This window comes from Muricomes intestini (assembly GCF_004346165.1).
GTDB classification, from domain to species: domain Bacteria; phylum Bacillota; class Clostridia; order Lachnospirales; family Lachnospiraceae; genus Muricomes; species Muricomes intestini.
Genome location: NZ_SLZZ01000025.1, coordinates 24,254 through 45,241, shown reverse-complemented (window position 1 = coordinate 45,241; position 20,988 = coordinate 24,254). Strand labels below are relative to the sequence as shown.

18 protein-coding genes, 1 other RNA gene and 1 pseudogene are annotated in these 20,988 nt (G+C 44.6%); 17 read left to right on the top strand and 3 right to left on the bottom strand.

What is annotated here, in order from left to right; all coding sequences use genetic code 11:
* Positions 1-109: 109 nt before the first annotated feature.
* The gene (locus EDD59_RS14235) at positions 110-865 is read right to left on the bottom strand and encodes a MerR family transcriptional regulator (protein WP_132383030.1); all 756 of its coding nucleotides are present in this window, start codon (positions 863-865) and stop codon (positions 110-112) included.
* A 140-nt stretch (positions 866-1,005) separates the two neighbouring features.
* Positions 1,006-1,350, bottom strand: a transfer-messenger RNA (tmRNA) gene (gene ssrA, locus EDD59_RS14230).
* A gap of 330 nt (positions 1,351-1,680) precedes the next feature.
* On the opposite strand from ssrA, the gene EDD59_RS14225 reads away from it, so the two are divergent.
* From EDD59_RS14225 to EDD59_RS18610, 14 genes and pseudogenes are all read left to right on the top strand, one after another.
* Positions 1,681-2,505 carry a zinc dependent phospholipase C family protein gene (locus EDD59_RS14225; RefSeq protein ID WP_132383028.1) on the top strand — a complete coding sequence of 275 codons (825 nt, stop codon included), beginning with the start codon at positions 1,681-1,683 and terminating at the stop codon, positions 2,503-2,505.
* An 85-nt stretch (positions 2,506-2,590) separates the two neighbouring features.
* Complete coding sequence (locus EDD59_RS14220) at positions 2,591-3,295, top strand: ABC transporter ATP-binding protein (RefSeq protein ID WP_132383026.1); 705 nt, start codon at positions 2,591-2,593, stop codon at positions 3,293-3,295.
* 9 nt (positions 3,296-3,304) lie between these two features.
* Positions 3,305-6,391, top strand: coding sequence for an FtsX-like permease family protein (locus EDD59_RS14215; RefSeq protein WP_132383024.1), 3,087 nt, complete (start codon positions 3,305-3,307; stop codon positions 6,389-6,391).
* A gap of 101 nt (positions 6,392-6,492) precedes the next feature.
* The gene (locus EDD59_RS14210) at positions 6,493-7,173 is read left to right on the top strand and encodes a response regulator transcription factor (protein ID WP_132383022.1); all 681 of its coding nucleotides are present in this window, start codon (positions 6,493-6,495) and stop codon (positions 7,171-7,173) included.
* A complete protein-coding gene (locus tag EDD59_RS14205; RefSeq protein WP_132383020.1) occupies positions 7,170-8,675 on the top strand; it encodes a sensor histidine kinase in 1,506 nt (501 codons plus the stop codon). Before EDD59_RS14210 ends, EDD59_RS14205 begins: the two co-directional genes overlap by 4 nt.
* Positions 8,676-8,929: 254 nt before the next feature.
* Complete coding sequence (locus EDD59_RS14200) at positions 8,930-10,342, top strand: alanine/glycine:cation symporter family protein (protein WP_132383036.1); 1,413 nt, start codon at positions 8,930-8,932, stop codon at positions 10,340-10,342.
* A gap of 31 nt (positions 10,343-10,373) precedes the next feature.
* Entirely contained in the window at positions 10,374-10,994 is a 621-nt protein-coding gene (hisH, locus tag EDD59_RS14195) for an imidazole glycerol phosphate synthase subunit HisH (RefSeq protein ID WP_132383018.1), read from the top strand.
* Positions 10,994-11,755 carry an imidazole glycerol phosphate synthase subunit HisF gene (gene hisF / locus EDD59_RS14190; RefSeq protein ID WP_132383016.1) on the top strand — a complete coding sequence of 254 codons (762 nt, stop codon included), beginning with the start codon at positions 10,994-10,996 and terminating at the stop codon, positions 11,753-11,755. The genes hisH and hisF overlap by 1 nt, the downstream gene beginning before the upstream one ends.
* A gap of 40 nt (positions 11,756-11,795) precedes the next feature.
* Positions 11,796-12,464 (top strand): uracil-DNA glycosylase, encoded by a 669-nt coding sequence (gene ung, locus EDD59_RS14185; RefSeq protein WP_132383014.1) that lies wholly within the window; start codon positions 11,796-11,798, stop codon positions 12,462-12,464.
* A 302-nt stretch (positions 12,465-12,766) separates the two neighbouring features.
* Positions 12,767-13,489: an ABC transporter ATP-binding protein gene (locus tag EDD59_RS14180; RefSeq protein WP_132383012.1), complete on the top strand. Its 723-nt coding sequence runs from the start codon at positions 12,767-12,769 to the stop codon at positions 13,487-13,489.
* Entirely contained in the window at positions 13,476-15,002 is a 1,527-nt protein-coding gene (locus tag EDD59_RS14175; protein ID WP_132383010.1) for a COG1361 S-layer family protein, read from the top strand. The genes EDD59_RS14180 and EDD59_RS14175 overlap by 14 nt, the downstream gene beginning before the upstream one ends.
* Entirely contained in the window at positions 14,971-16,383 is a 1,413-nt protein-coding gene (locus tag EDD59_RS14170; RefSeq protein WP_132383008.1) for an ABC transporter permease, read from the top strand. Before EDD59_RS14175 ends, EDD59_RS14170 begins: the two co-directional genes overlap by 32 nt.
* Before the next feature lie 181 nt (positions 16,384-16,564).
* Positions 16,565-17,710: pseudogene (locus tag EDD59_RS18490) on the top strand (adenosylcobalamin-dependent ribonucleoside-diphosphate reductase); the annotation flags it as partial.
* Positions 17,711-17,739: 29 nt separating this feature from the next.
* The gene (locus EDD59_RS18610) at positions 17,740-18,150 is read left to right on the top strand and encodes a ribonucleotide reductase barrel domain-containing protein (RefSeq protein ID WP_279233367.1); all 411 of its coding nucleotides are present in this window, start codon (positions 17,740-17,742) and stop codon (positions 18,148-18,150) included.
* Positions 18,151-18,210: 60 nt separating this feature from the next.
* Here the strand turns inward: EDD59_RS18610 and EDD59_RS14160 are convergent, their stop codons facing one another.
* Positions 18,211-18,474 (bottom strand): hypothetical protein, encoded by a 264-nt coding sequence (locus EDD59_RS14160; RefSeq protein WP_132383006.1) that lies wholly within the window; start codon positions 18,472-18,474, stop codon positions 18,211-18,213.
* A gap of 196 nt (positions 18,475-18,670) precedes the next feature.
* On the opposite strand from EDD59_RS14160, the gene rd reads away from it, so the two are divergent.
* From rd to EDD59_RS14145, 3 genes are all read left to right on the top strand, one after another.
* A complete protein-coding gene (gene rd / locus EDD59_RS14155) occupies positions 18,671-18,832 on the top strand; it encodes a rubredoxin (protein WP_132383004.1) in 162 nt (53 codons plus the stop codon).
* A gap of 217 nt (positions 18,833-19,049) precedes the next feature.
* Positions 19,050-20,105: a PTS sugar transporter subunit IIC gene (locus EDD59_RS14150; RefSeq protein ID WP_132383002.1), complete on the top strand. Its 1,056-nt coding sequence runs from the start codon at positions 19,050-19,052 to the stop codon at positions 20,103-20,105.
* 142 nt (positions 20,106-20,247) lie between these two features.
* Positions 20,248-20,982 (top strand): GTP pyrophosphokinase, encoded by a 735-nt coding sequence (locus tag EDD59_RS14145; protein WP_132383034.1) that lies wholly within the window; start codon positions 20,248-20,250, stop codon positions 20,980-20,982.
* The last annotated feature ends 6 nt before the right edge of the window (positions 20,983-20,988 follow it).

Below are 20,988 nucleotides of genomic sequence, written 5' to 3'. Positions count from 1 at the left end.
AGGAATTTCGAGTTAAATCGACATCAAAACCAATACATATTTAATTCAAATCAGGCAGTTCTTGACTTGCCAGACACAGAAAAATTTACGCCCTCCCTGTCTTAACAACTTATTGGCAATAAATCTGCAGAGCATCACGGAGAAATTCGGCACATCCTTCTTCAATGTCATCGTAATATTTTTTGAAACGTGGGTCTGCCACATAAGTCTGGGCAAGACCAAGATGGGCTTCCTTTGAGTAATGATTCCAGGAGTATTCCAGCCATTCTCTGTGCATGGCACATACTTGCTGTGCAAGTTCACTTGAAGGGTCTCCCTGCTCAAAGGCAATTTTTAAAGATTCATTGATTTTCCGGGACAGTGCCTGAGCACTTTCATATTGCTCGGCTGTCAGCCCCAACAATTTGGCATTACTGTCATCTATAACAGAATCACCGTATTTTTCACGAATCTCTTTGCCGTACTGTCTTTCATTTTCATCCACCATTTTTTGCTTAAAACTTTCAAACTTTTCCCTATCGCTCATTACTATTTCTCCTTTCGATGCAGCTATGGTCTTTTCCACACTGGCAATCAACGCCTCTATCTGCGTCCTTTTTGCCTTCAAGGCCAGGAGATGACTCTGCAGCGCAGCAATACCATCATAATCTTTTGCGCTGACAATTCTTTTGATTTCATCAAGCGGCACTTCAAGTTCGCGGTAGAATAAAATCTGCTGCAAAAGATCCACTTCCTTTTGTCCATATACCCTGTATCCGTTGCTGCTTATCCGTTGAGGTGTCAACAATTCTATTTGGTCGTAATAGCGCAGGGTACGGGTGCTGACCCCGGCCAGTCTGGCCAGCTTATTGATACTGTACTGCATATGAGAGCCTCCTTTACTTGTATTGTGGAAATAAAAGTGTGTTGTTCATTTACTGAACTAATAAGAGCATAGACTATTACGCAACGTAAAGGTCAATAGTTTTTAAAAAAAGGAAGCAACATATTTGCTGCTTCCCTTAATAGTGGACCTGGCGGGAATCGAACCCGCGTCCAAAAACCTATCCCATGTACTTCTACTATCATAGTCAGTTCTTTTTCATTCCCTCTGCCGTACGGGAACCAACACCCTTACGGTTTCAGTAGCTTCATGATACGCCTATCGGTTCAAAGCTTTGCCGATATCGTTTCCCACATAGTTGGTGCCAGATTCCTAAGGTGCGGGTACCTCAGGGCTGACATGCAGCATTTAGGCTGCAGCTAATTCGAAATTATCGTTAGCGTTTAATTTTAAGTTTGCGATTTGACGCATCAGCCTGCGGATAGCTTCTCCATCTTCAAGATCCCTGTCGAAACCAGTACAAGCCCTTGTATGATGTTCAAAGATACGTGGCAATACCCACACTTCTCTACATATTCATTTTATAAAAAAGAGATTATAAAGTCAAGGTATTCGTAGTAGTTCATATTTTTTTCATAATCAACGGGTTTCTTTATTAAGTTTCTGTGATAATATATAATAAAATGGTAACTGCTCAGAACCAAGCAGACATATTAAAAAATAATTCGTGAAAGCTTGCTTTCTAAGGAGAATTTTTTGATATATCTATTTGGTGAGAGCCAAACAGCGAGAAAACCGTAGTTTTCGAGCTTGGTTCTGAATAGTTACATAAAATGTAAAAAAGAGAGGTTATTGATATGCCGACAACATATGCACATTATAAATTTGGGGGAGACGTCATCAGCGCCCTTCCAAGACCGCTTCAGCGTGCGGTAGAAAATAACAGAGAATTGTTTGATATCGGTCTTCACGGGCCGGATATTTTATTTTACTATAATGCAATTGACAAGTCTAATCCGATAATTCAGCAGGGACACGCAATTCATAAAAAGCCAGCGGCTGAGTTCTTTAAGCGGGCGGAGGATATTCTGAAAAGAGAAGAGGATACTGCAGCGGCCAGAGCATACATATATGGATTTATATGCCATTTTGTTCTGGACAGCGAATGTCACAAGTATATTCAGAAAATGATGTATGTCAGTGGACTTACACATTCAGAGATAGAAAAGGAATTTGACAGGTACCTGCTGACGGAAGACTATATCAACCCGCTGCGTTATCTTGCCACAAATCATATTCATCCAAGTCTGGAAAATGCACAGGTGATTGCACCGTTTTTTAATAATCTGCCGGCAGAGACAGTAAGGAAGTCGTTAAAGGCTATGATATTTTATCATAAGCTGCTTTTGGCACCCGGGAAGAAAAAGAGAAAATTATTGTTTACAAGTATGAAACTTTTGGGTAAATATGAGACCATGCACGGGATGGTGGTAAATGAAGAGCCAAATCCAGAGTGTGAACAGTATTGTCTTTTGCTAAAAAAGCTCTATGCAGGAGCAGTGACGATAGCGGCAGATTTGATTGTTAAGTTTCAAAAATCATTATTCCAGGGTGTTGAACTGCCTGTACGTTTCCAGGAAACTTTCGATGCGGGAAAACACTGGAAGGAATTGCCTCTATAAACAGAAGATATATGATAAAATAAGAAAGGCACCTCAACTATATGAGACTGCTCTGAGAATATAACAATTACACAAGGAGACTAGAATGGAAGATTTCGTAAAATTAGAAAACGTTACCAAGGTATATAAGACAGGAGAAGTGGAAATCCGTGCAGTGGACGGGATAGACTTTGCAATTAAAAAGGGCGAGTTTGTAATTATTGTAGGGCCCAGTGGTGCGGGCAAGACAACTGTCCTGAATATTCTGGGAGGGATGGATTCTGCAACAAGTGGAAAAATCACGGTGGATGGGGCGGACATCACAAGCTGCAACGCGAAACAGCTGACAGGTTACCGGCGGGAGGACATCGGGTTTGTATTCCAATTCTATAATCTTGTTCCGAATCTTACAGCTTTGGAGAATGTAGAGCTTGCTCTTCAGATATGCAAAGAACCGTTGGACGCTGCAAAGGTGCTGGAAGAAGTGGGTTTGGGAGAGCGCCTGAATAACTTTCCGGCCCAGCTCTCCGGGGGAGAACAGCAGCGAGTGTCCATCGCCCGGGCCCTCGCAAAGAACCCTAAGCTTCTTCTCTGTGATGAACCCACAGGGGCATTGGACTACAATACAGGCCGTTCTATTTTAAAGCTTCTTCAGAATATGTGCAGGGAGAGGGGGATGACAGTTATTGTTATCACACATAATTCAGCCCTTGCACCTATGGGGGATCGGTTGATTAAGATTAAAAACGGAAAAGTTTCGAGCATTGAAGAAAACAAAAATCCTGTATCAATTGATGAGATAGAATGGTAGGTTAAGCACATGAGCAGAAAAGCACTGAGAAAAGATTTTTATATGGAAATCCGAAAAAGTTTGGGCCGTTTTTTGTCCATTTTTGCTATTGTTGCAATCGGAGTCGCATTTTTTTCCGGTATCCGTTCGACTGAGCCGGATATGCGTCTGTCAGCGGATGCTTATTTTGACAGGCAGAATCTGATGGACCTTAAAGTTGTCAGCACATTGGGATTGACTGAGGATGATTTGAATGCTCTGGAAAAGGTGAAAGGGATTAAGAAAGTGGAGGCAGGGTACTCCGCAGATGTTCTTTGCACGGTGAAAGACAGCAGCGAGGTAGTGCATATGTCATCTCTTCTTCCATCTATGAATGAGGTGGCCGTAGAAGAGGGGCGGCTGCCAAAGGCGGCGGATGAGTGTCTGGCGGATGTGGATTTCCTTACAGGCAGCGGCTATAAAGTCGGCGATAAAATTACATTTCAGTCAGGAACAAAGGATGACATAAAGGATACACTGAAAACGGATACCTTTACGATTGTAGGGACAGCGAGCAGTTCCGAATACATTTCATTTCAGCGCGGAAACAGTGCAATAGGTACAGGTGTAGTCAGCGGATTTGTATGTGTGCCGGAAAGCAGTTTTGATATGGATGTGTTTACAGAAATGTATGCCTCGGTGGAGGGGGCGAAAGAGCTGACTGCATTTACGGATGCCTATGACGGCAAGGTGGGGGACACTCTGGATGAGGTAGAAAAAATCCGTAAAGAGAGAGAACAGGCCCGGTACCAGGAGATTGTAGATGAAGCTACGGGAAAATTGAATGATGCAAAGAAAGAGCTGGCAGATTCTAAAGCAGAGGCAAATGAAAAACTGGAGGATGCCAGGCTGCAGATTGAGGATGGAAGACAGCAGATTGAGGACGCCAAGGCAGAGATAGCAAATGGCTATGCACAGCTTGACGATTCCAGAAATCAATTGGTTGAAAAGCAGGCGGAACTGGATGCCGGGTATGAGGAATTAAATACCCAGTCGGATACCTTCAATCAGAAAGCAGGGGAGCTGGATGCGGCAAAGGCGCAGTACGATGCTCTGGCTGGGAGTGGGCAGAACGATGAACAGACGCAGCAGATTCTGGCTGCCATGTCCGCCCAGATTACGCAGGGTGAAGCCCAGATTGAAGCAGCCCGTGCACAAATAGAAGGAGCGAAAGCGCAGCTGGATGACGGACAGCAGCAGATCAATGACGGTTGGAGACAGATTGATGAGGCCCAGGCAGAGCTTGTCTCAGCAGAAGCAGAGCTATCTGCTAAGGAGCAGGAATTAAATGATGCTCAGGCCGAGTATGAGGATGCAAAAGCCGAGGCGGACAGTAAAATTGCCGACGGTGAGAAGAAGCTCCGGGATGCCGAGAAGGATATCAAAAAGATAGAACATGCAAAATGGTATATCACTGACAGAAACGATCTATCAGAATATGCAGGCTATGGAGACAACGCGGACCGCATAAAAGCCATAGGAAAAGTGTTCCCCGTGCTGTTCTTTTTAGTGGCGGCTCTGATTAGCCTGACTACTATGACCCGTATGGTGGAAGAACAGCGGACCTTGATTGGAACGTTGAAAGCTCTTGGTTATGAGCGCCATGCAATAGCAGGAAAATATATTGGATATGCTGCCCTTGCTACGGTAAGCGGCAGTGTGTTGGGAATATTAGTCGGCGAAAAAATCTTGCCATATATTATAATCAGGGCCTACGGAATCATATATCAGCACATGGATGCTATGCGTCTCCCATACAATATGTTTTATGGCCTGGCGGCAGCACTGGCAGCACTGGCTTGTACACTCTTTGCTGCAGTCTTTTCCTGTTTTAATGAGCTGCGGGAGCAGGCAGCGGAGTTAATGCGGCCTCCGGCGCCGAAGCAGGGCAAGAGAGTCTTTCTGGAGCGGATACCGTTCATATGGAAGCACTTAAGCTTTACATGGAAGGCGACAGTGCGAAATTTGATACGGTACAAAAAGCGTTTCTTCATGACAGTTTTCGGTATAGGCGGCTGCATGGCGCTGCTGCTGGTCGGGTTTGGACTGAGGAACTCTATATTTGATATTACGGCCCTGCAATATGGTGAGATTCAGCTATACAGCGGAGATATTATTCTCGACACAGATGCTTCCGAGGCAGAACAAGAAGAAGCATATGATAAATTGAATTCGGATGACCGGGTGGAGGACACTGCAAAGAACCTGCTTCGGCAGGTGGAACTGTCTCATGGAAAGACAACAAAGGATGTATATCTGAATGTGCCGGAAGACACAGATAAATTCTCGGATTTTGTTGTATTTCAGAACCGTATAACGAAGGAAAAATATACACTGGACAATTCAGGAGTAATTTTAACAGAAAAAGTTGCAAAGATGCTGGACGTGAAGGCTGGGGATAAGATTACGATAAAAGATGAGGATAAAGGGGAAGCAGAGGCTAAAGTTCACAGTATCAGTGAAAATTATGTCGGACATTACATCTATCTATCTCCGAAATATTATGAAAAGTTATTTGGCAGCGCACCGGAGTATAATTCGATATATTATAACATGAAGCCAGACGAGATAGACAGTGAGGAAAAAGTGGGAGAAGCTGTCCTGCAGTCCGACGGTGCTTTAAGTGTAAGTTATGCCGGTGATATCCGAAAGCAATTTGAAGATATGCTGAGCAGCATGGATATAGTTGTAGTCGTTCTTGTGATGTCGGCAGGACTGCTTGCTTTTGTAGTACTCTATAACCTGAATAATATCAATATCACGGAGCGCCGAAGAGAGCTGGCAACATTGAAGGTTCTGGGATTCTTTAACAATGAGGTGTCGGCTTATGTGTATAGGGAGAACATTATTCTGACAATCATCGGATCCATAGTCGGAATTTTGCTGGGAATTGTTTTGCACCAGTATGTAATTGTGACGGCAGAGATAGACTCGGCGATGTTCGGAAGAACAATAGATTTCAGCAGCTATATTTACAGCATTTTAATTACAATAGCCTTCTCTGTGTTTGTAAATGGAGTGATGTACTTTAAATTGAAAAAAATTGATATGGTAGAGTCTTTAAAAAGTGTGGAATAGAAGCAGAAAAATTCACATTTTTTACATACTTGCCTGTTATTATACAAAAAACAGATAGGGATGTCATTGGATACTGTGTTGTTGGATAGGAGACGATTTCGATGGAAAAAACAAAGATTTTAGTTGTGGATGACGAGAGCAGGATGCGCAAGCTGGTAAGGGACTTTCTCGCCAGGGAAGGTTATGTTGTTCTGGAAGCCGGGGATGGAATGGAAGCGATGGACCTTTTTTATGCGGACAAGGATATTGCTTTGATTATATTAGACGTTATGATGCCCAAGATGGACGGCTGGCAGGTCTGCAGGGAAATACGTGAGCATTCTAAAGTCCCGGTCATTATGCTCACAGCCCGTTCGGAGGAGCGGGATGAGCTTCAGGGATTTGAGCTGGGAGTGGATGAGTATATATCGAAGCCATTCAGTCCTAAGATTCTGGTGGCCAGAGTAGGGGCCATACTCCGCAGGACGAAAGGGCTGGAAGTAGAGGAGATAATGGATGCCGGCGGTATTGTGATTGACAAGACAGCTCATATCGTAACAATAGATGAAAAACCAGTGGAGCTAAGCTATAAAGAGTTTGAGCTTTTGTCTTATTTTGTAGAAAATCAGGGAATTGCTTTGTCCAGAGAAAAAATATTAAATAATGTATGGAATTATGACTATTTTGGAGATGCACGTACCATTGATACCCATGTGAAGAAGCTGAGAAGTAAACTGGGCGATAAAGGCGAGTACATCAAAACCATCTGGGGCATGGGCTATAAATTTGAGGTAGAGGTATGAGGCATTCCATAAGACGGCAGATGATGGTTGTTTTTGTCGGGCTGATCGTCTTTATACTGGTGATCATATTTGCCGTAAACTCAGGCTTTTTGGAGGAATATTATATTCTCCACAAGCAAGCAGATCTGACCGGCACCTACACTGTTCTCGAGAAGGCGGTCGCAAATGAGAATATTGACACCGATTCTGTTATTGAAAAGCTGACACATCAGACCGAGAGAACCAACATTTCGGCAGTTGTGATGAAGACAGATGGAACCATTATTTTTTCTACGGTAAGAGATAAAGACAGTCCGCTGTACCTGAAACTTTTGGCCTATATGTTTGATAAAAATAAGGACACCGGGAAGATACTGGAAAGCACAGATTCTTATCAGATTTATAAAACCCGGGACTTTATGACTCAGATAGACTATCTGGAAATGTGGGGGGCACTCTCCGATAACACCATTTTTGTCATGCGAAGTCCTCTGGAGAGCATTCGGGAAAGTGCAGATTTGGCAAATAAGTTCCTTGTATATATGGGAATGTTTGCAGTAATCCTTGGAAGTGTTCTGGTGAGTTATTTTTCCAGAAAGATTACGGAGCCTATCAAGGAGCTGGTGGGGTTGTCACAGAGGATGGAAAATCTTGATTTTGAAGCCAGGTATACCAGTGGAGGAGATAATGAAATTGGTGTTCTGGGACAGAATTTTAATGCAATGTCGTCACGTCTGGAAAGAACCATCTCGGAACTAAAAGGTGTAAACAATCAGTTACAGGCGGATATTGAGGAGAAAGAGAAACTTGAGGATATGCGCAATGAGTTCCTGGGTAATGTATCACACGAGCTGAAGACACCCATTGCCCTGATTCAGGGCTATGCGGAAGGACTGAAGGAGGGTGTCAGCGATGACTCGGAAAGCCGTGAATTCTACTGCGATGTGATTATGGACGAAGCAAATAAGATGAACCAGATGGTAAGAAATCTCCTGACACTTAACCAGCTGGAATTTGGCGCCCAGGATCTGGAATTTGGGCACTTTGATATTGTGGGAATGATACAAGGCGTGATTGCAAGCTGTGAAATTCTTATCCAACAGGCAGAGGCCTCTGTAGATTTCATTGCAGATGAGAAAGTTTACGTCTGGGCAGATGAGTTTAAGACCGAACAGGTAATACGCAATTATTTAACAAATGCAATTCACCATGTAGAAAATGAAAAACGGATTGAAGTCAGAGTAATTTCTAAAGAAGAGATAGTGAGGGTGACAGTATTCAACAGTGGGAGACCTATACCGGAGGAGGATCTGGGCAAGCTGTGGGACAAGTTTTATAAAGTGGATAAGGCCCACACACGAGAATACGGCGGAAACGGAATAGGGCTGTCTATCGTAAAGGCGATTATGGACTCTTTTCATCAGCAATATGGTGTGAACAATTTTGAGAATGGGGTGGAGTTCTGGTTTGAATTGGATCGGGAGGCCTCGACTAAAAATTCCTTGAAAAACATAAAAAAGTAAGGTAAAATATTTTTATTCCCGCGAGCAACGAGCCAAATAGAAATGCTTTCATTTCCATCTGGCGACTGCCGCGGGGGTCAAAGACCCTGCAGCTTGCTGCGCTGCAGGTTTGATGCCCCGTCAGTTTGCTGCGGGGTCTTTGACTAAGGCATACAATGTGTCAACAACCAATGGAGGTGTCACGTATGCCTTATTTTGGTATTTGTGTCTTGTTTCTGACCGTCATTGAAGGTGGAAAGAGAGAGGAGAAAGACATGTTTGAAAAAGTGAATGCGATAGTGGAGCTGGTAAACGGTAAAGTGTGGGGCTGGGGGATGATCGTCCTGTTGTTCGGAACACACATATTTCTTACTATCCGTACAGGGTTTATTCAGAAAGCGTCAATTACGAAAGGCATTAAGTTATCCGTTACAAAGGACGAGGGGGCGGAAGGCGAGGTCAGTCAGTTTGGGGCATTGACGACAGCGCTTGCGTCTACGATTGGGACAGGCAATATTATTGGAGTGGGAACCGCGGTTGCAATGGGGGGACCGGGGGCTGTCCTCTGGTGTTGGCTCACCGGTGTTTTTGGTATTGCCACAAAATACGCAGAGTCTTTGATTGCTGTAAAGTACCGGGTGAAGACAAAAGATGGGAGAATGCAGGGCGGTGCAATGTACGCACTGGAGCGGGGCTTAAACATGCGCTGGCTGGGAGTGATTTTTGCGGTACTTGCAGGATTTGCTTCCTTTGGAATCGGATGCGCGACTCAGGTAAACGCAATCGCCACAGTCTGCCAGGAGAATCTGGGAATTCCTCCATGGATTGTAGGAATTGTAATCGCAGTTTTGACAGCAGTTGTTATATTCGGAGGAATTAAGAGTATCGCAAATGTCTGTGAAAAGCTGGTTCCCTTTATGGCAATATTTTATGTGTTGGGCTGCCTGATCATTCTTGGGATTAACTATGATTTTATTATTCCGGCAATTGTAACGATCTGTAAGCTTGCCTTCACGCCTGGGGCTGCGGCAGGAGGCCTTGTGGGCGGAGGCTTGCGTCTGGCTATCCAATATGGTGTGGCAAGAGGCCTGTTCTCCAATGAGTCAGGTATGGGCTCTGCGCCTATTGCGGCAGCGGCAGCTCAGACAAGAAATCCGGTTCGCCAGGCACTGGTATCTTCCACGGGAACATTCTGGGATACGGTTGTAGTATGCCTGATGACAGGTCTGGTGCTTGTTACAACAATTATGAAGAATCCGGCAATCAACGCCGACGAAATAGCCAACGGCGGTGTGCTGACCTCAATGGCATTTGCGCAGATTCCGTACATAGGACCTGTTATTCTGGTAGTCGGCATTATTTCATTTGCTTTTTCTACTGTTTTAGGCTGGGCTTATTATGGTGAACGGTGCGTGGAATATTTTGCAGGAAAGAAAGGTCTGGTTCCTTACCGTGTGCTTTATGTAGTTGTTGCTGCGATTGCACCAGTTGTATCTTTGAACCTGGTGTGGCTGATTGCAGATACACTCAATGCACTGATGGCAATCCCAAATCTGATAGCGGTACTTCTTTTGTCACCGATTGTCGTGAAGGAAACAAAGAAATATATCAATAATCTGGATGCGGTGGATGATACCCCGGTTCCGGTCGTTGAGACGGGGCACGGACAAAGGAAAGCAAAGGGATGAGCAGAGGAAGAGTAAAGGAGTCATGTAACATATGATAGCGGTGATTGATTACGGTGCGGGAAATATAAAAAGTGTGGAGAAGGCATTGCTCTTTTTAGGCCAGAATGTTGTGATTACCAGAGATGAAGAGCAGATTCTGAAGGCCGATAAAGTAATTCTTCCCGGTGTAGGAGCCTTTGGAGATGCTATGGAAAATTTAAATAAGTACAGACTTGACCGGGTAATCCGGCAGGTGTCTCAAAAGGGAATTCCTTTTTTGGGAATCTGTCTTGGGCTGCAGCTTTTGTTTGAAAGAAGCGATGAAGCACCGGGTGTCCCGGGCCTGGGCCTTTTAGAAGGAGAAATCCTGCGGATTCCAGGAGGAGAGGGGATTAAGATTCCTCACATGGGATGGAATTCCCTGCAGCTGGAAAACAATGGAAGACTGTTCAGAGGAATTCCCCGGCAGTCATATGTTTACTTTGTACATTCCTATTATTTGAAGGCGAAAGACGAAGCAATTGTAAAAGCAACCACAGAATACAATGTCCGCATTCATGCTTCTGTAGAAAAGAATAATGTGTTTGCCTGCCAGTTTCATCCGGAAAAGAGTAGTGATGTGGGAATTCAGATACTGAAAAACTTCGTGGAATTGGGCCGGGAGGAATTATAATGTTTACAAAAAGGATTATTCCCTGTCTGGATGTGAATGCCGGCAGGGTTGTGAAAGGTGTTAATTTTGTAGATCTTCAGGATGCCGGAGATCCGGTGGAAATAGCGAAAGCGTATGATAAAGCAGGGGCGGATGAACTAGTTTTTCTGGATATAACAGCCTCCTCTGATAACAGAGACACAGTGGTAGATATGGTAAGAAAGGTTGCCCGATGTGTTTTTATTCCTTTTACCGTAGGAGGAGGGATCCGCACGGTGGGAGACTTTAAAACTCTGCTTCGGGAGGGTGCGGATAAGATATCTATTAATTCTTCTGCAATTAATACACCCGGATTAATACAAGATGCAGCAGAAAAATTTGGCAGCCAGTGTGTGGTGGTGGCAATTGATGCGAAGAAAAGGCCAGATGGGTGTGGCTGGAACATTTATAAAAACGGCGGCAGGATAGGTATGGGTATTGATGCGGTGGAATGGGCGAAAAAAGTGGAAGGTCTGGGTGCGGGAGAAATTCTTCTGACAAGCATGGACTGTGACGGGACAAAGGCCGGATATGATCTGGATTTGACACGGACAATAGCTGATAGTGTCTCCATACCAGTGATTGCATCGGGAGGTGCCGGGACACTGGAACATTTTAAGGACGCACTGACAGATGGAAAGGCAGATGCGGCTCTTGCGGCATCGCTCTTCCATTACAAGGAACTGGAAATCAGGGAAGTGAAGGAATACCTGCGTGGGGAAGGAATCTCTGTGAGACTGTAGTTACTGTTGAAAAAAAGAAAAAGATAGGAGTGTATATTTTATGTCAGGATTAAGCGGCGATTGGTATGAAGCATTGAAAGGTGAGTTTAAAAAACCCTATTACAAACAATTGTTTGTCCGGGTAAATGAGGAATATAGGACACACACGATTTTCCCGCCTGCCAATGATATTTTCAATGCATTTCATTTAACACCTCTAAAGGACGTAAAAGTAGTGATTCTGGGGCAAGATCCTTATCACAACGACGGACAGGCCCATGGGCTTTGTTTTTCTGTGAAAAAAGGTGTGGACATACCTCCTTCTTTAGTTAATATTTATCAGGAGCTTCATGATGATCTGGGATGTACGATTCCTAACCATGGCTGTCTGACAAAATGGGCCGAACAGGGAGTATTAATGCTCAACACAGTACTTACGGTTCGCGCACACCAGGCAAATTCTCTCAGGGGAATAGGCTGGGAAGAGTTTACCGATGCGGCGATTGAAGTACTCAATACTCAGGACAGACCTATTGTATTTATCTTGTGGGGAGGTCCCGCACAGCGGAAAAAATCCATGCTGAATAATCCCCGGCACTTGATATTGCAGGCGCCTCATCCAAGCCCCCTCTCGGCATACAGGGGATTTTTTGGCAGCAAACCTTTTAGCCAGACCAATAAATTTCTGGAGGAACATGGACTAGAGCCTGTGGACTGGCAGATAAAATAAAAAACTTGCAGACAATATACTGTCTCATTGATTCCCGCGAGCAACGAGCCAAGCGGAAATGCTTGCATTTCCATTTGGCAACTGCCGCGAGGGTCAAAGACCCCGCAGCTTGCTGCGGGGTCTTTGACTTTGAAGAAAGATCAGTGGGGCAGTTTTTTTGCGAAAAAAGATAATTGTAACCACTTAGAGCAAAGTGTGAAAACCTGCAGCCAATCTTAAGAAAATCTTCACAAATTGTACTGGGAAATATTTTGTTTTTATAAGTATGATATAGGATAAACGTTGAGAAAAGGAGGGGTTCGGTGAATAAGGTCATTGAAGTCGGGAACCTGTATAAGCTGTATCGGGTAGGGGATTCCATAGTGAGAGCACTGGCCGGCGTGGACTTTGAGATATACGAGGGCGAATTTTGTGCGATAGTGGGTACCTCAGGCTCAGGAAAATCTACACTTTTGAATATGCTCGCAGGCCTGGAGAAACCCACAAAAGGGGAAGTCGTTATCGCGGGACAGCATATGGAGAAGCTGAACGAGGACGGGCTGGTGAAATTCAGACGAGAGAATGTAGGATTTATTTTTCAGTCTTTTCATTTGATAGGAACAATGAATGCACTTGAAAATGTAGCATTGCCGCTGTCTTTTAGAGGCGAGGCTAAGAATATCAGACTGCAGAAGGCGGATGAGATGTTGGATTTGGTAAATCTAAAGAAACATAAAAAGCATCTGCCCAGCCAAATGTCAGGGGGACAGCAGCAAAGAGTCGGTGTGGCAAGGGCACTGGTGGCGGACCCCAGAATCATATTCGCGGATGAGCCTACGGGAAATCTGGATTCCCATACATCAGAAGAGGTGATGAGACTCATGCAGCGGATAGTGCGGGAGAGAAAGAAAACACTAGTGATGGTTACGCATGACGATCATCTTGCCACATATGCAGACAGAATATTTCATATCATGGACGGGAAAATCGTAAAGATTGAAAACAATCATAAAGAGAGGGAGGAAAAGGAACATGAAACTGTTTAAGAGGGGGGTGCAGGCTGCGGTAAGCCTTGCACTGGCAGTAACTATGATAATGCCGCTGGGGGTTCGGGCAGAGGATGAAAAGCCGATACCAAATATAACCATATCGGTGGGAAGAGGCCAGCCAACCCCGAAATATGATGCAGAAGCCTCAGGCCAAACGCTGGAATTTGATGTTGAAAACCAAGGGAGCGTAGATGCCAAAAATGTTAAGATCACACCTGTCATTGAGGATGCTTCTGCCTGGCCTTTTGAGATAGAACAGATGAATAATGAGAAAATTCTGGGAGATATTCCTGCGGGGGGAAGAGCAGCAGAACCGCCCCTTTGGGAAGACCTGAAAGTTCGTTCTGATGTGGAGAGCAAATCCTATAGACTGGATTTTCTCATAACTTATGATGACGGAAAAACACAATATCAGACGCCAAAATATATTTATGTGAGGGCAAAAGCAAAACCGGCGGATTCTGGGCCGGAGCAGCCTGCACAACCAGGACAGCCTGCACAGCCAGATTCTGGCGTACCTGATGAAGGGGATGGGGATTTTTACGGCGGCGGCATTTTCAATAGTGATCCCGTTGCTACAGGCGGGGAGGGTTCAGGGGGACTTTCTGTACCTCGGGTTATTGTGACCGGGTTTAATACCGACCCGGGGACAGTCAATGCCGGGGGTGATTTTAAACTGATTGTCCATTTAAAAAACACATCCACAAAAACTGCAGTTTCCAACATGCTTTTTGACCTGCAGGCACCATCCTCCGGGACGGAAGCAGCCACGGAAGCTCCGGCATTTTTACCCTCTTCAGGCTCCAGTTCAATTTATCTTGACAGTATTCCGGCGGGCGGCACCGGAGATATTTCTATTGCCTTAAATTCCAGGGCCGATTTAGTGCAGAAGCCATACAGCATTGCTATGTCCATGAAGTATGAGGATGGCAACGCGGCTCAGTATGAAAGTTCCTCCAGCCTGGCAATTCCTGTGAAACAGGCCGCAAGGTTTGAATTGAGTGATTTGGAAATTGCTCCGGAATCCATAGCAGTGGGCGAGGAGGCAAACATTACAGGGAGCCTTTACAACACCGGACGTATCAAATTGTACAATGTGAAGGTGAAGTTTCAGGGGAAAGGAATCGATGCAAAAGAAGTTTTCATAGGAAATGTGGACTCAGGCGCCACGGGAACAATTGATGGTATCGTAACTGGGACGAAAGAAAATGCAGGGGATCAGAAATTTAAAATGATTGTGACTTATGAGGACGAGGCCGGAAAAGTTTCAACTACAGAAAAAGAGTTTACCTTGGAAATTACACCGCAGCAGGAGCCTGTGAATATGTCACAAATGACAGATGCTCCTGTAGAAAAAGGATTTCCGGTTATTCTCCTTGTGATAGGATTAACAGCTGCCGCGGTGGTTATTGCTGTGATTTTTATAATCAGAAGAAAAAAGAAAAGGATAGAGTCTGTAGAAGAGGAGGATTTGGCAGATGAGGTGGATCGATTTACTGAGGATGAGTAGCGGCAGCCTCAAACGCAGAAAACTCAGAACCTTTTTGACTGTCCTGGGAGTTGTCATCGGGACAGCCTCCATTGTTGTTATGATATCTCTGGGATTGGGAATGCAGCAGTCCATGTACCGTGAGGTAGAACAGTCCGGCGGAATGACAAGCATTACAGTTACGGGTAAGTTGGAGGGAGGAAATATGTATTACAGCTCGGATGGTAGTTCCGAGCAGGAAGAACCTGATAAATATATTACAGATGATGCCATAAAACAGTTTCAGCAGCTTGAGCACGTGAAAAGTGCCAATCCTGTTTTAGATGTCAGTGCAGTAGCGCTGAAAGGAAAATACATCGGTTATCTTCAGTTGGAGGGTATGACCCCGGAAGCCTTGAAAGAGCGTAATATAGAACTGATTCCAGACGGGAGGCTTCCTAACCCGGACAGTACAGATTTAGAATTGCTTTTTGGAAATGGTGTGCTGACTTCATTTTATGAGAAGGCTACTGACAAAGGATATTGGGAGACTGGGGAGGTGCCTGATATTGATTTGCAAAATGACCAGATGTTTCTGATACTGGACTCAGACAATTATTTTCAAAATCAGTCGGCAGACACCGGTGCGACGGAAGAGGGGAACTCTGACTCACCGCAGACTCCGGCACGTCCCCCAAAGAAATATGTCGTGAAAGGCTGTGGAGTCGTTGCCGGCGATATAGATACTTATACTGCCAATTATTATTATGTTTACTGCGATATAAACAAGCTGGAAGATACTTTGAAGAAAGAGTTCCGGGGCAGAGTGATTCCCGGCCAGCCAACCACAAAATCCGGAAAACCATACAGGCAATTTGTCTATACCTCGGCGACTGTACAGGCAGAAAATCTGGAGGATGTAGATGAATTGTCGGCGGCCATTAGAAATATGGGATTTCAGGTGACAACAAATGCAGAATATATGGACAGCATGAAGAAACAGTTTGCTATGATTCAGGCATTGCTTGGAGGGATCGGGGCGGTATCTCTCTTTGTTGCGGCCATCGGAATTGCAAATACAATGATGATGTCTATTTATGAGAGAACAAAAGAGATTGGGGTAATAAAAGTGCTGGGCTGCAGCCTGAAAAACATTAAGCAGATGTTTCTTTTAGAAGCAGCATTTATCGGACTCATCGGGGGAATCGTAGGAAATATACTTAGCTTTGGGATGTCTTTTATCATTAATCTGCTGACAGGAGGCGGAAGTGCCGTGGAACTGGACGGGAATCTTTCATATATACCGCCCTGGCTGGTACTTGCCTCTATGGCATTTGCTGTGTTCGTGGGAATGGCAGCAGGATACTTTCCCGCACTTAGAGCCATGCGGCTGAGTCCGCTGGCGGCAATACGAAATGAGTAGGAGATAATAAAAGGCTTGCTAAAATATAAATAGGCACTATAGTGCCTGAAATTATGGATTACGTAGTAAACAGTTCGCAAGGCTGAACTGTTATGTTGCATAGAATAAGGTTTTTGCAAAATAATAACTAGGAACAGACTGTGTCGGCTGTGACTCAGTCCTATAGAGAGGAGGAGCATAAATGGATATAAGTGAATGGCTGGGAGAGGATAATCAGCTCGGCATTGATATCTGGAGCCGGAAATATTGCAATGAAGGTGAATCTTTTGCACAATGGCTTGACAGGGTTAGTGGCGGCAGTCCAGCTGTCCGGGAACTGATTCTGGAGAAGAAGTTTTTGTTTGGAGGCCGGATTTTGTCTAACAGAGGATTGGAAAGCTCGGGGCAAAAGACAAGTTTATCCAACTGTTATGTCATGACTCCTCCTGAGGATAATATAGAGGATATTTTTGACAGCGCGAAAAAACTTGCCCGGACATATAGTTACGGCGGGGGCTGTGGAATTGATATTTCCAAAATAAGCCCTCAGGGAGCGAAAATCAATAATGCGGCACAGGAAGCTATAGGTGCAATACCATTTATGGATTTATATTCGCTGGTGACAGAATTAATCGGGCAGAGAGGACGCAGGGGAGCCCTGATGATTTCCCTCAGCTGTTCCCATCCGGACATAGAGCGGTTTATTGATTTAAAAACAGACTTGAGCAAGGTTACAAAGGCGAATGTCTCTGTGCGGATCAGCAAAGAGTTTATGGATGCGGTAAAGAAAAACAAGCCTTTTATGTTGGAATATACCAGGGAAACCACAGCAGAACGGATTGAAAGAGAAGTGAATGCAAGGGTGCTTTTCCGCCATATTGCCGAAGTAAACTGGGATTATGGAGAGCCCGGAGCCCTGTTCTGGGATAGGATTGCAGGATGGAATCTGCTGAGCAATACAGAGGATTTCCAATACGCGGGGGTGAACCCTTGTGCTGAGGAACCTTTGCCTGCAGGAGGAAGCTGTCTGCTGGGCAGTCTTAATTTATCTGAGTTTGTAAAGAATCCTTTTACAGATGAGGCTACATTTGATTTTGGCAGATTCAAAGACTGTATCAGAATATGCATAAGGGCACTCAACGAGGTGCTGGATGAGGGAATGGACCTGCATCCTCTTGAAGAACAGAGAAGAAGCGCGGCGGACTTAAGACAGATAGGCCTTGGCATTATGGGCTTGGCTGATATGCTGATTAAACTTGGGATTGCTTATGGAGAAGAGGCCTCGATCATATTGTGTGATGAGTTTGGATTTACCATGGCGGACACAGCCATCGCCGAATCAGCTCTGCTTGCCGAAAAAGAAGGAGCATATCCAAAATGCTGCGCCGGGGAGATTATTGCGGCTCCGTATTTTCAGGCAAACACAACGAAGGAAACGAAAGAACTTGTAAAAAATACGGACTGCGGAACTCTCAGATTCTTACGGTGGCCCCCACAGGGACTATATCGACGATGCTTGGAGTATCAGGTGGAATTGAACCGATTTATGCTAACTACTATGAGAGAAGAACAGAGTCGCTGTATGGAAAAAATGTCTCTTATAAAGTGTACACTAAAATTGTGGAAACTTACATGAAGGAGCATCAGCTGAAAGAAAGCAGTGCACTTCCGGAGTATTTTGTGACGGCAATGAATCTGGACTATCATCAGAGAATCCGGATGCAAACGGGCAGGAATTTTAAGCTTAAATACAGAGGACAAATTAGAGTCAAATCCCCCCGCATTTGAAAATAATTGTACGATCTGTAAAAGCTGTGGATAGGGCTGGCCATGCGGCTATAATGAGCATTATTCCTCAATCACGTGTATCTCCAGGTAGTCGAAATCAATGGAATCTACAAAATTATCCTGGTAGAACCTGGCTTTGGCATGCTTTTTAAAGTCTGCAATAGTAGAGTCAAGCCAGATAGGTTTGCTCAAGTCAAACTCATAGCAGATAGCATCCAAGGCATTAAAAATTTTATGTGTGCGGGTTTCATCTGTCTCATCACAGATGACCGTATCACGAATTAATTTATTATCCTTAAATTCTTTTCCCCATAGACGGAACATATGATAACCCCTTTCTTTTTAGGATATTTCATAGTATAGCATTGTGAGCACAGGATGTAAATGTTTACGTTTTAATAAAAAACTAGTTTATTTTTGTGTCTGGATGCGTTATAGTAGTATCAAAGCAGATACGTAAGATAATACTTGCAACAGGTACTTACACTGCGATAAATCTATAAAACAGGAGGAATTTAAGATGAAGAAATACGTTTGTGAGCCATGTGGTTACGTGTATGACCCGGAAGTAGGCGATCCGGACAGCGGAATTGCTCCGGGAACAGCATTTGAGGATTTACCGGAAGATTGGATGTGTCCACTCTGTGGAGCATCAAAGGACATGTTTGTGGAAGAAGAATAAATCAAGAGGCATTCAAAGGTGTTCAAAGGGGTCTGACCCTTTTGGGCACCTTTTTCAGAATATTCAGAAAATAGCTCAGCCATGCAAATTTTCAGAACCGCGGAATCGAGATGATGACTGCCACCTGTAATAAATAAAAAGCTGGCAGGACAGACAAGGTTATGATAAAATACGAAGTAGTGACAAGACAAGTGTAAATACGAGGAGGATATGAAAGATGAGAAAGCTACTGGACAGGATTTTCATAGATGGTCTGGGTGGAATGGCACAGGGACTGTTCGCTACCCTGATTGTTGGAACAATTATCCAGCAGGTGGGTATATTTATCGGTGGGGCCCCGGGGGAAATGATGTACGCGGTCGGCAGGGTAGCGGCCGCCCTCACCGGTGCGGGGATCGGTGTCGGTGTAGCACGTAAGTTAGAGGGAAGCCAGCTTGTAGTTGCGTCGGCAGCCACAGCAGGCATGGTAGGTGCTTTTGCAGGTAAATTGCTGGCGGGGCAGGTAATCCAGGACGGCTCAATGGTATTTACAGGGCCCGGAGAACCGTTGGGGGCATTTGTGGCTGCTTATATAGCGATTGAATTGGGCATTCTCATTTCGGGGAAGACAAAGCTAGATATTATTCTGACCCCCCTGGTATCTATTGGGACAGGTTCTGCCGTAGGTCTGTTTGCAGGCCCTCCTATATCACGGTTCATGAACTGGTTAGGCTCTCTGGTAAACTGGGGCACGGAACAACAGCCTTTTCTCATGGGAATTGTTGTGTCCGTACTGATGGGGATGATTTTAACTTTGCCGATTAGTTCCGCGGCACTTGGAGTCATTTTGAATCTTTCAGGGCTGGCGGCAGGTGCGGCTACCATCGGCTGTTGCTGCAATATGGTTGGCTTTGCTGTGGCAAGCTATCGTGAAAATAAAATGGGAGGTCTTCTGGCACAGGGAATCGGGACCTCTATGCTTCAGGTTCCCAATATTGTAAAAAAACCGATTATTTGGCTTCCTGCTATATTGTCCAGTGCAATTTTGGGCCCGGTGGGCACCATGATGCTGCATATGACCAGCAACGCAACGGGATCCGGAATGGGAACAGCCGGACTGGTGGGGCCAATTATGACCTGGCAGGTAATGACTCAGACAGAACCAACGACAATCGTGCTGATAAAGATTCTGGTTATCCAGATTTTTCTTCCAGCTCTGGTAACACTTGGAATTTCAGAATTTATGAGGAAGAAAAAGTGGATAAAGCCAGGGGATATGAAGCTTGAATTATAGGGTTTCCCATAAGGAGGCAGCTATCTGCCTGGTTCTGAACAGTTATAAAAAAAGAATGAATAAGCTGACATTATGTGCCTTTTATGCTATACTGTAGGAGGTTGGAAAGGGGGATTTTTCCAAATTGAGAGGAGAACTGCAGATGCATGATGCTGTCAGGAATTATGAGGATGTAGATAGCTGGAAGACAGTCATTTTTCTATACAATGCAGCACTAAAAGAAGTAGGGATAAAACTGGAGATTCTGAATGATGAATTCCAGCATGTCCATCAGTACAATCCGATAGAGCATATCAAGACCCGCATTAAGACTCCGGAAAGCATTGTGAAGAAGCTGAAGAGGTATGGATATGAGACATCCATAGAGAATATGGTAAAGTATATCAATGACATCGCAGGGGTAAGGTTGATCTGTTCTTTTACATCAGATATTTACCAGCTGGCTGAGATGATAGGAAATCAGAGCGACTTGAAGGTTCTTTCTATCAAAGATTATATCAAGAACCCGAAGGAGAGCGGCTATAAGAGTTACCATATGCTTGTCTCGGTTCCTGTGTTTCTTTCGGACAGTGTTGTGGATACAAAGGTTGAGATTCAAATCCGGACCATTGCCATGGATTTCTGGGCAAGCCTGGAGCATAAGATATATTATAAGTTTGAGGGAAATGCACCCGATTACATCAGTGGGGAACTTAAGGAATGTGCCCAGATGGTTTCTGAGCTGGATGACAAGATGCTGTCACTCAATGAGGCAATACAGGCATGTATTGTAGATGAGGCCGAGCATGCAGATAAAGAACGGCTGGACGAGGTGGCGGAAAATGTAATCGGCGGAAGGCGAATACCCAAAAAGCCGGAAATTACAGAAAAAGAATAAGTAAAT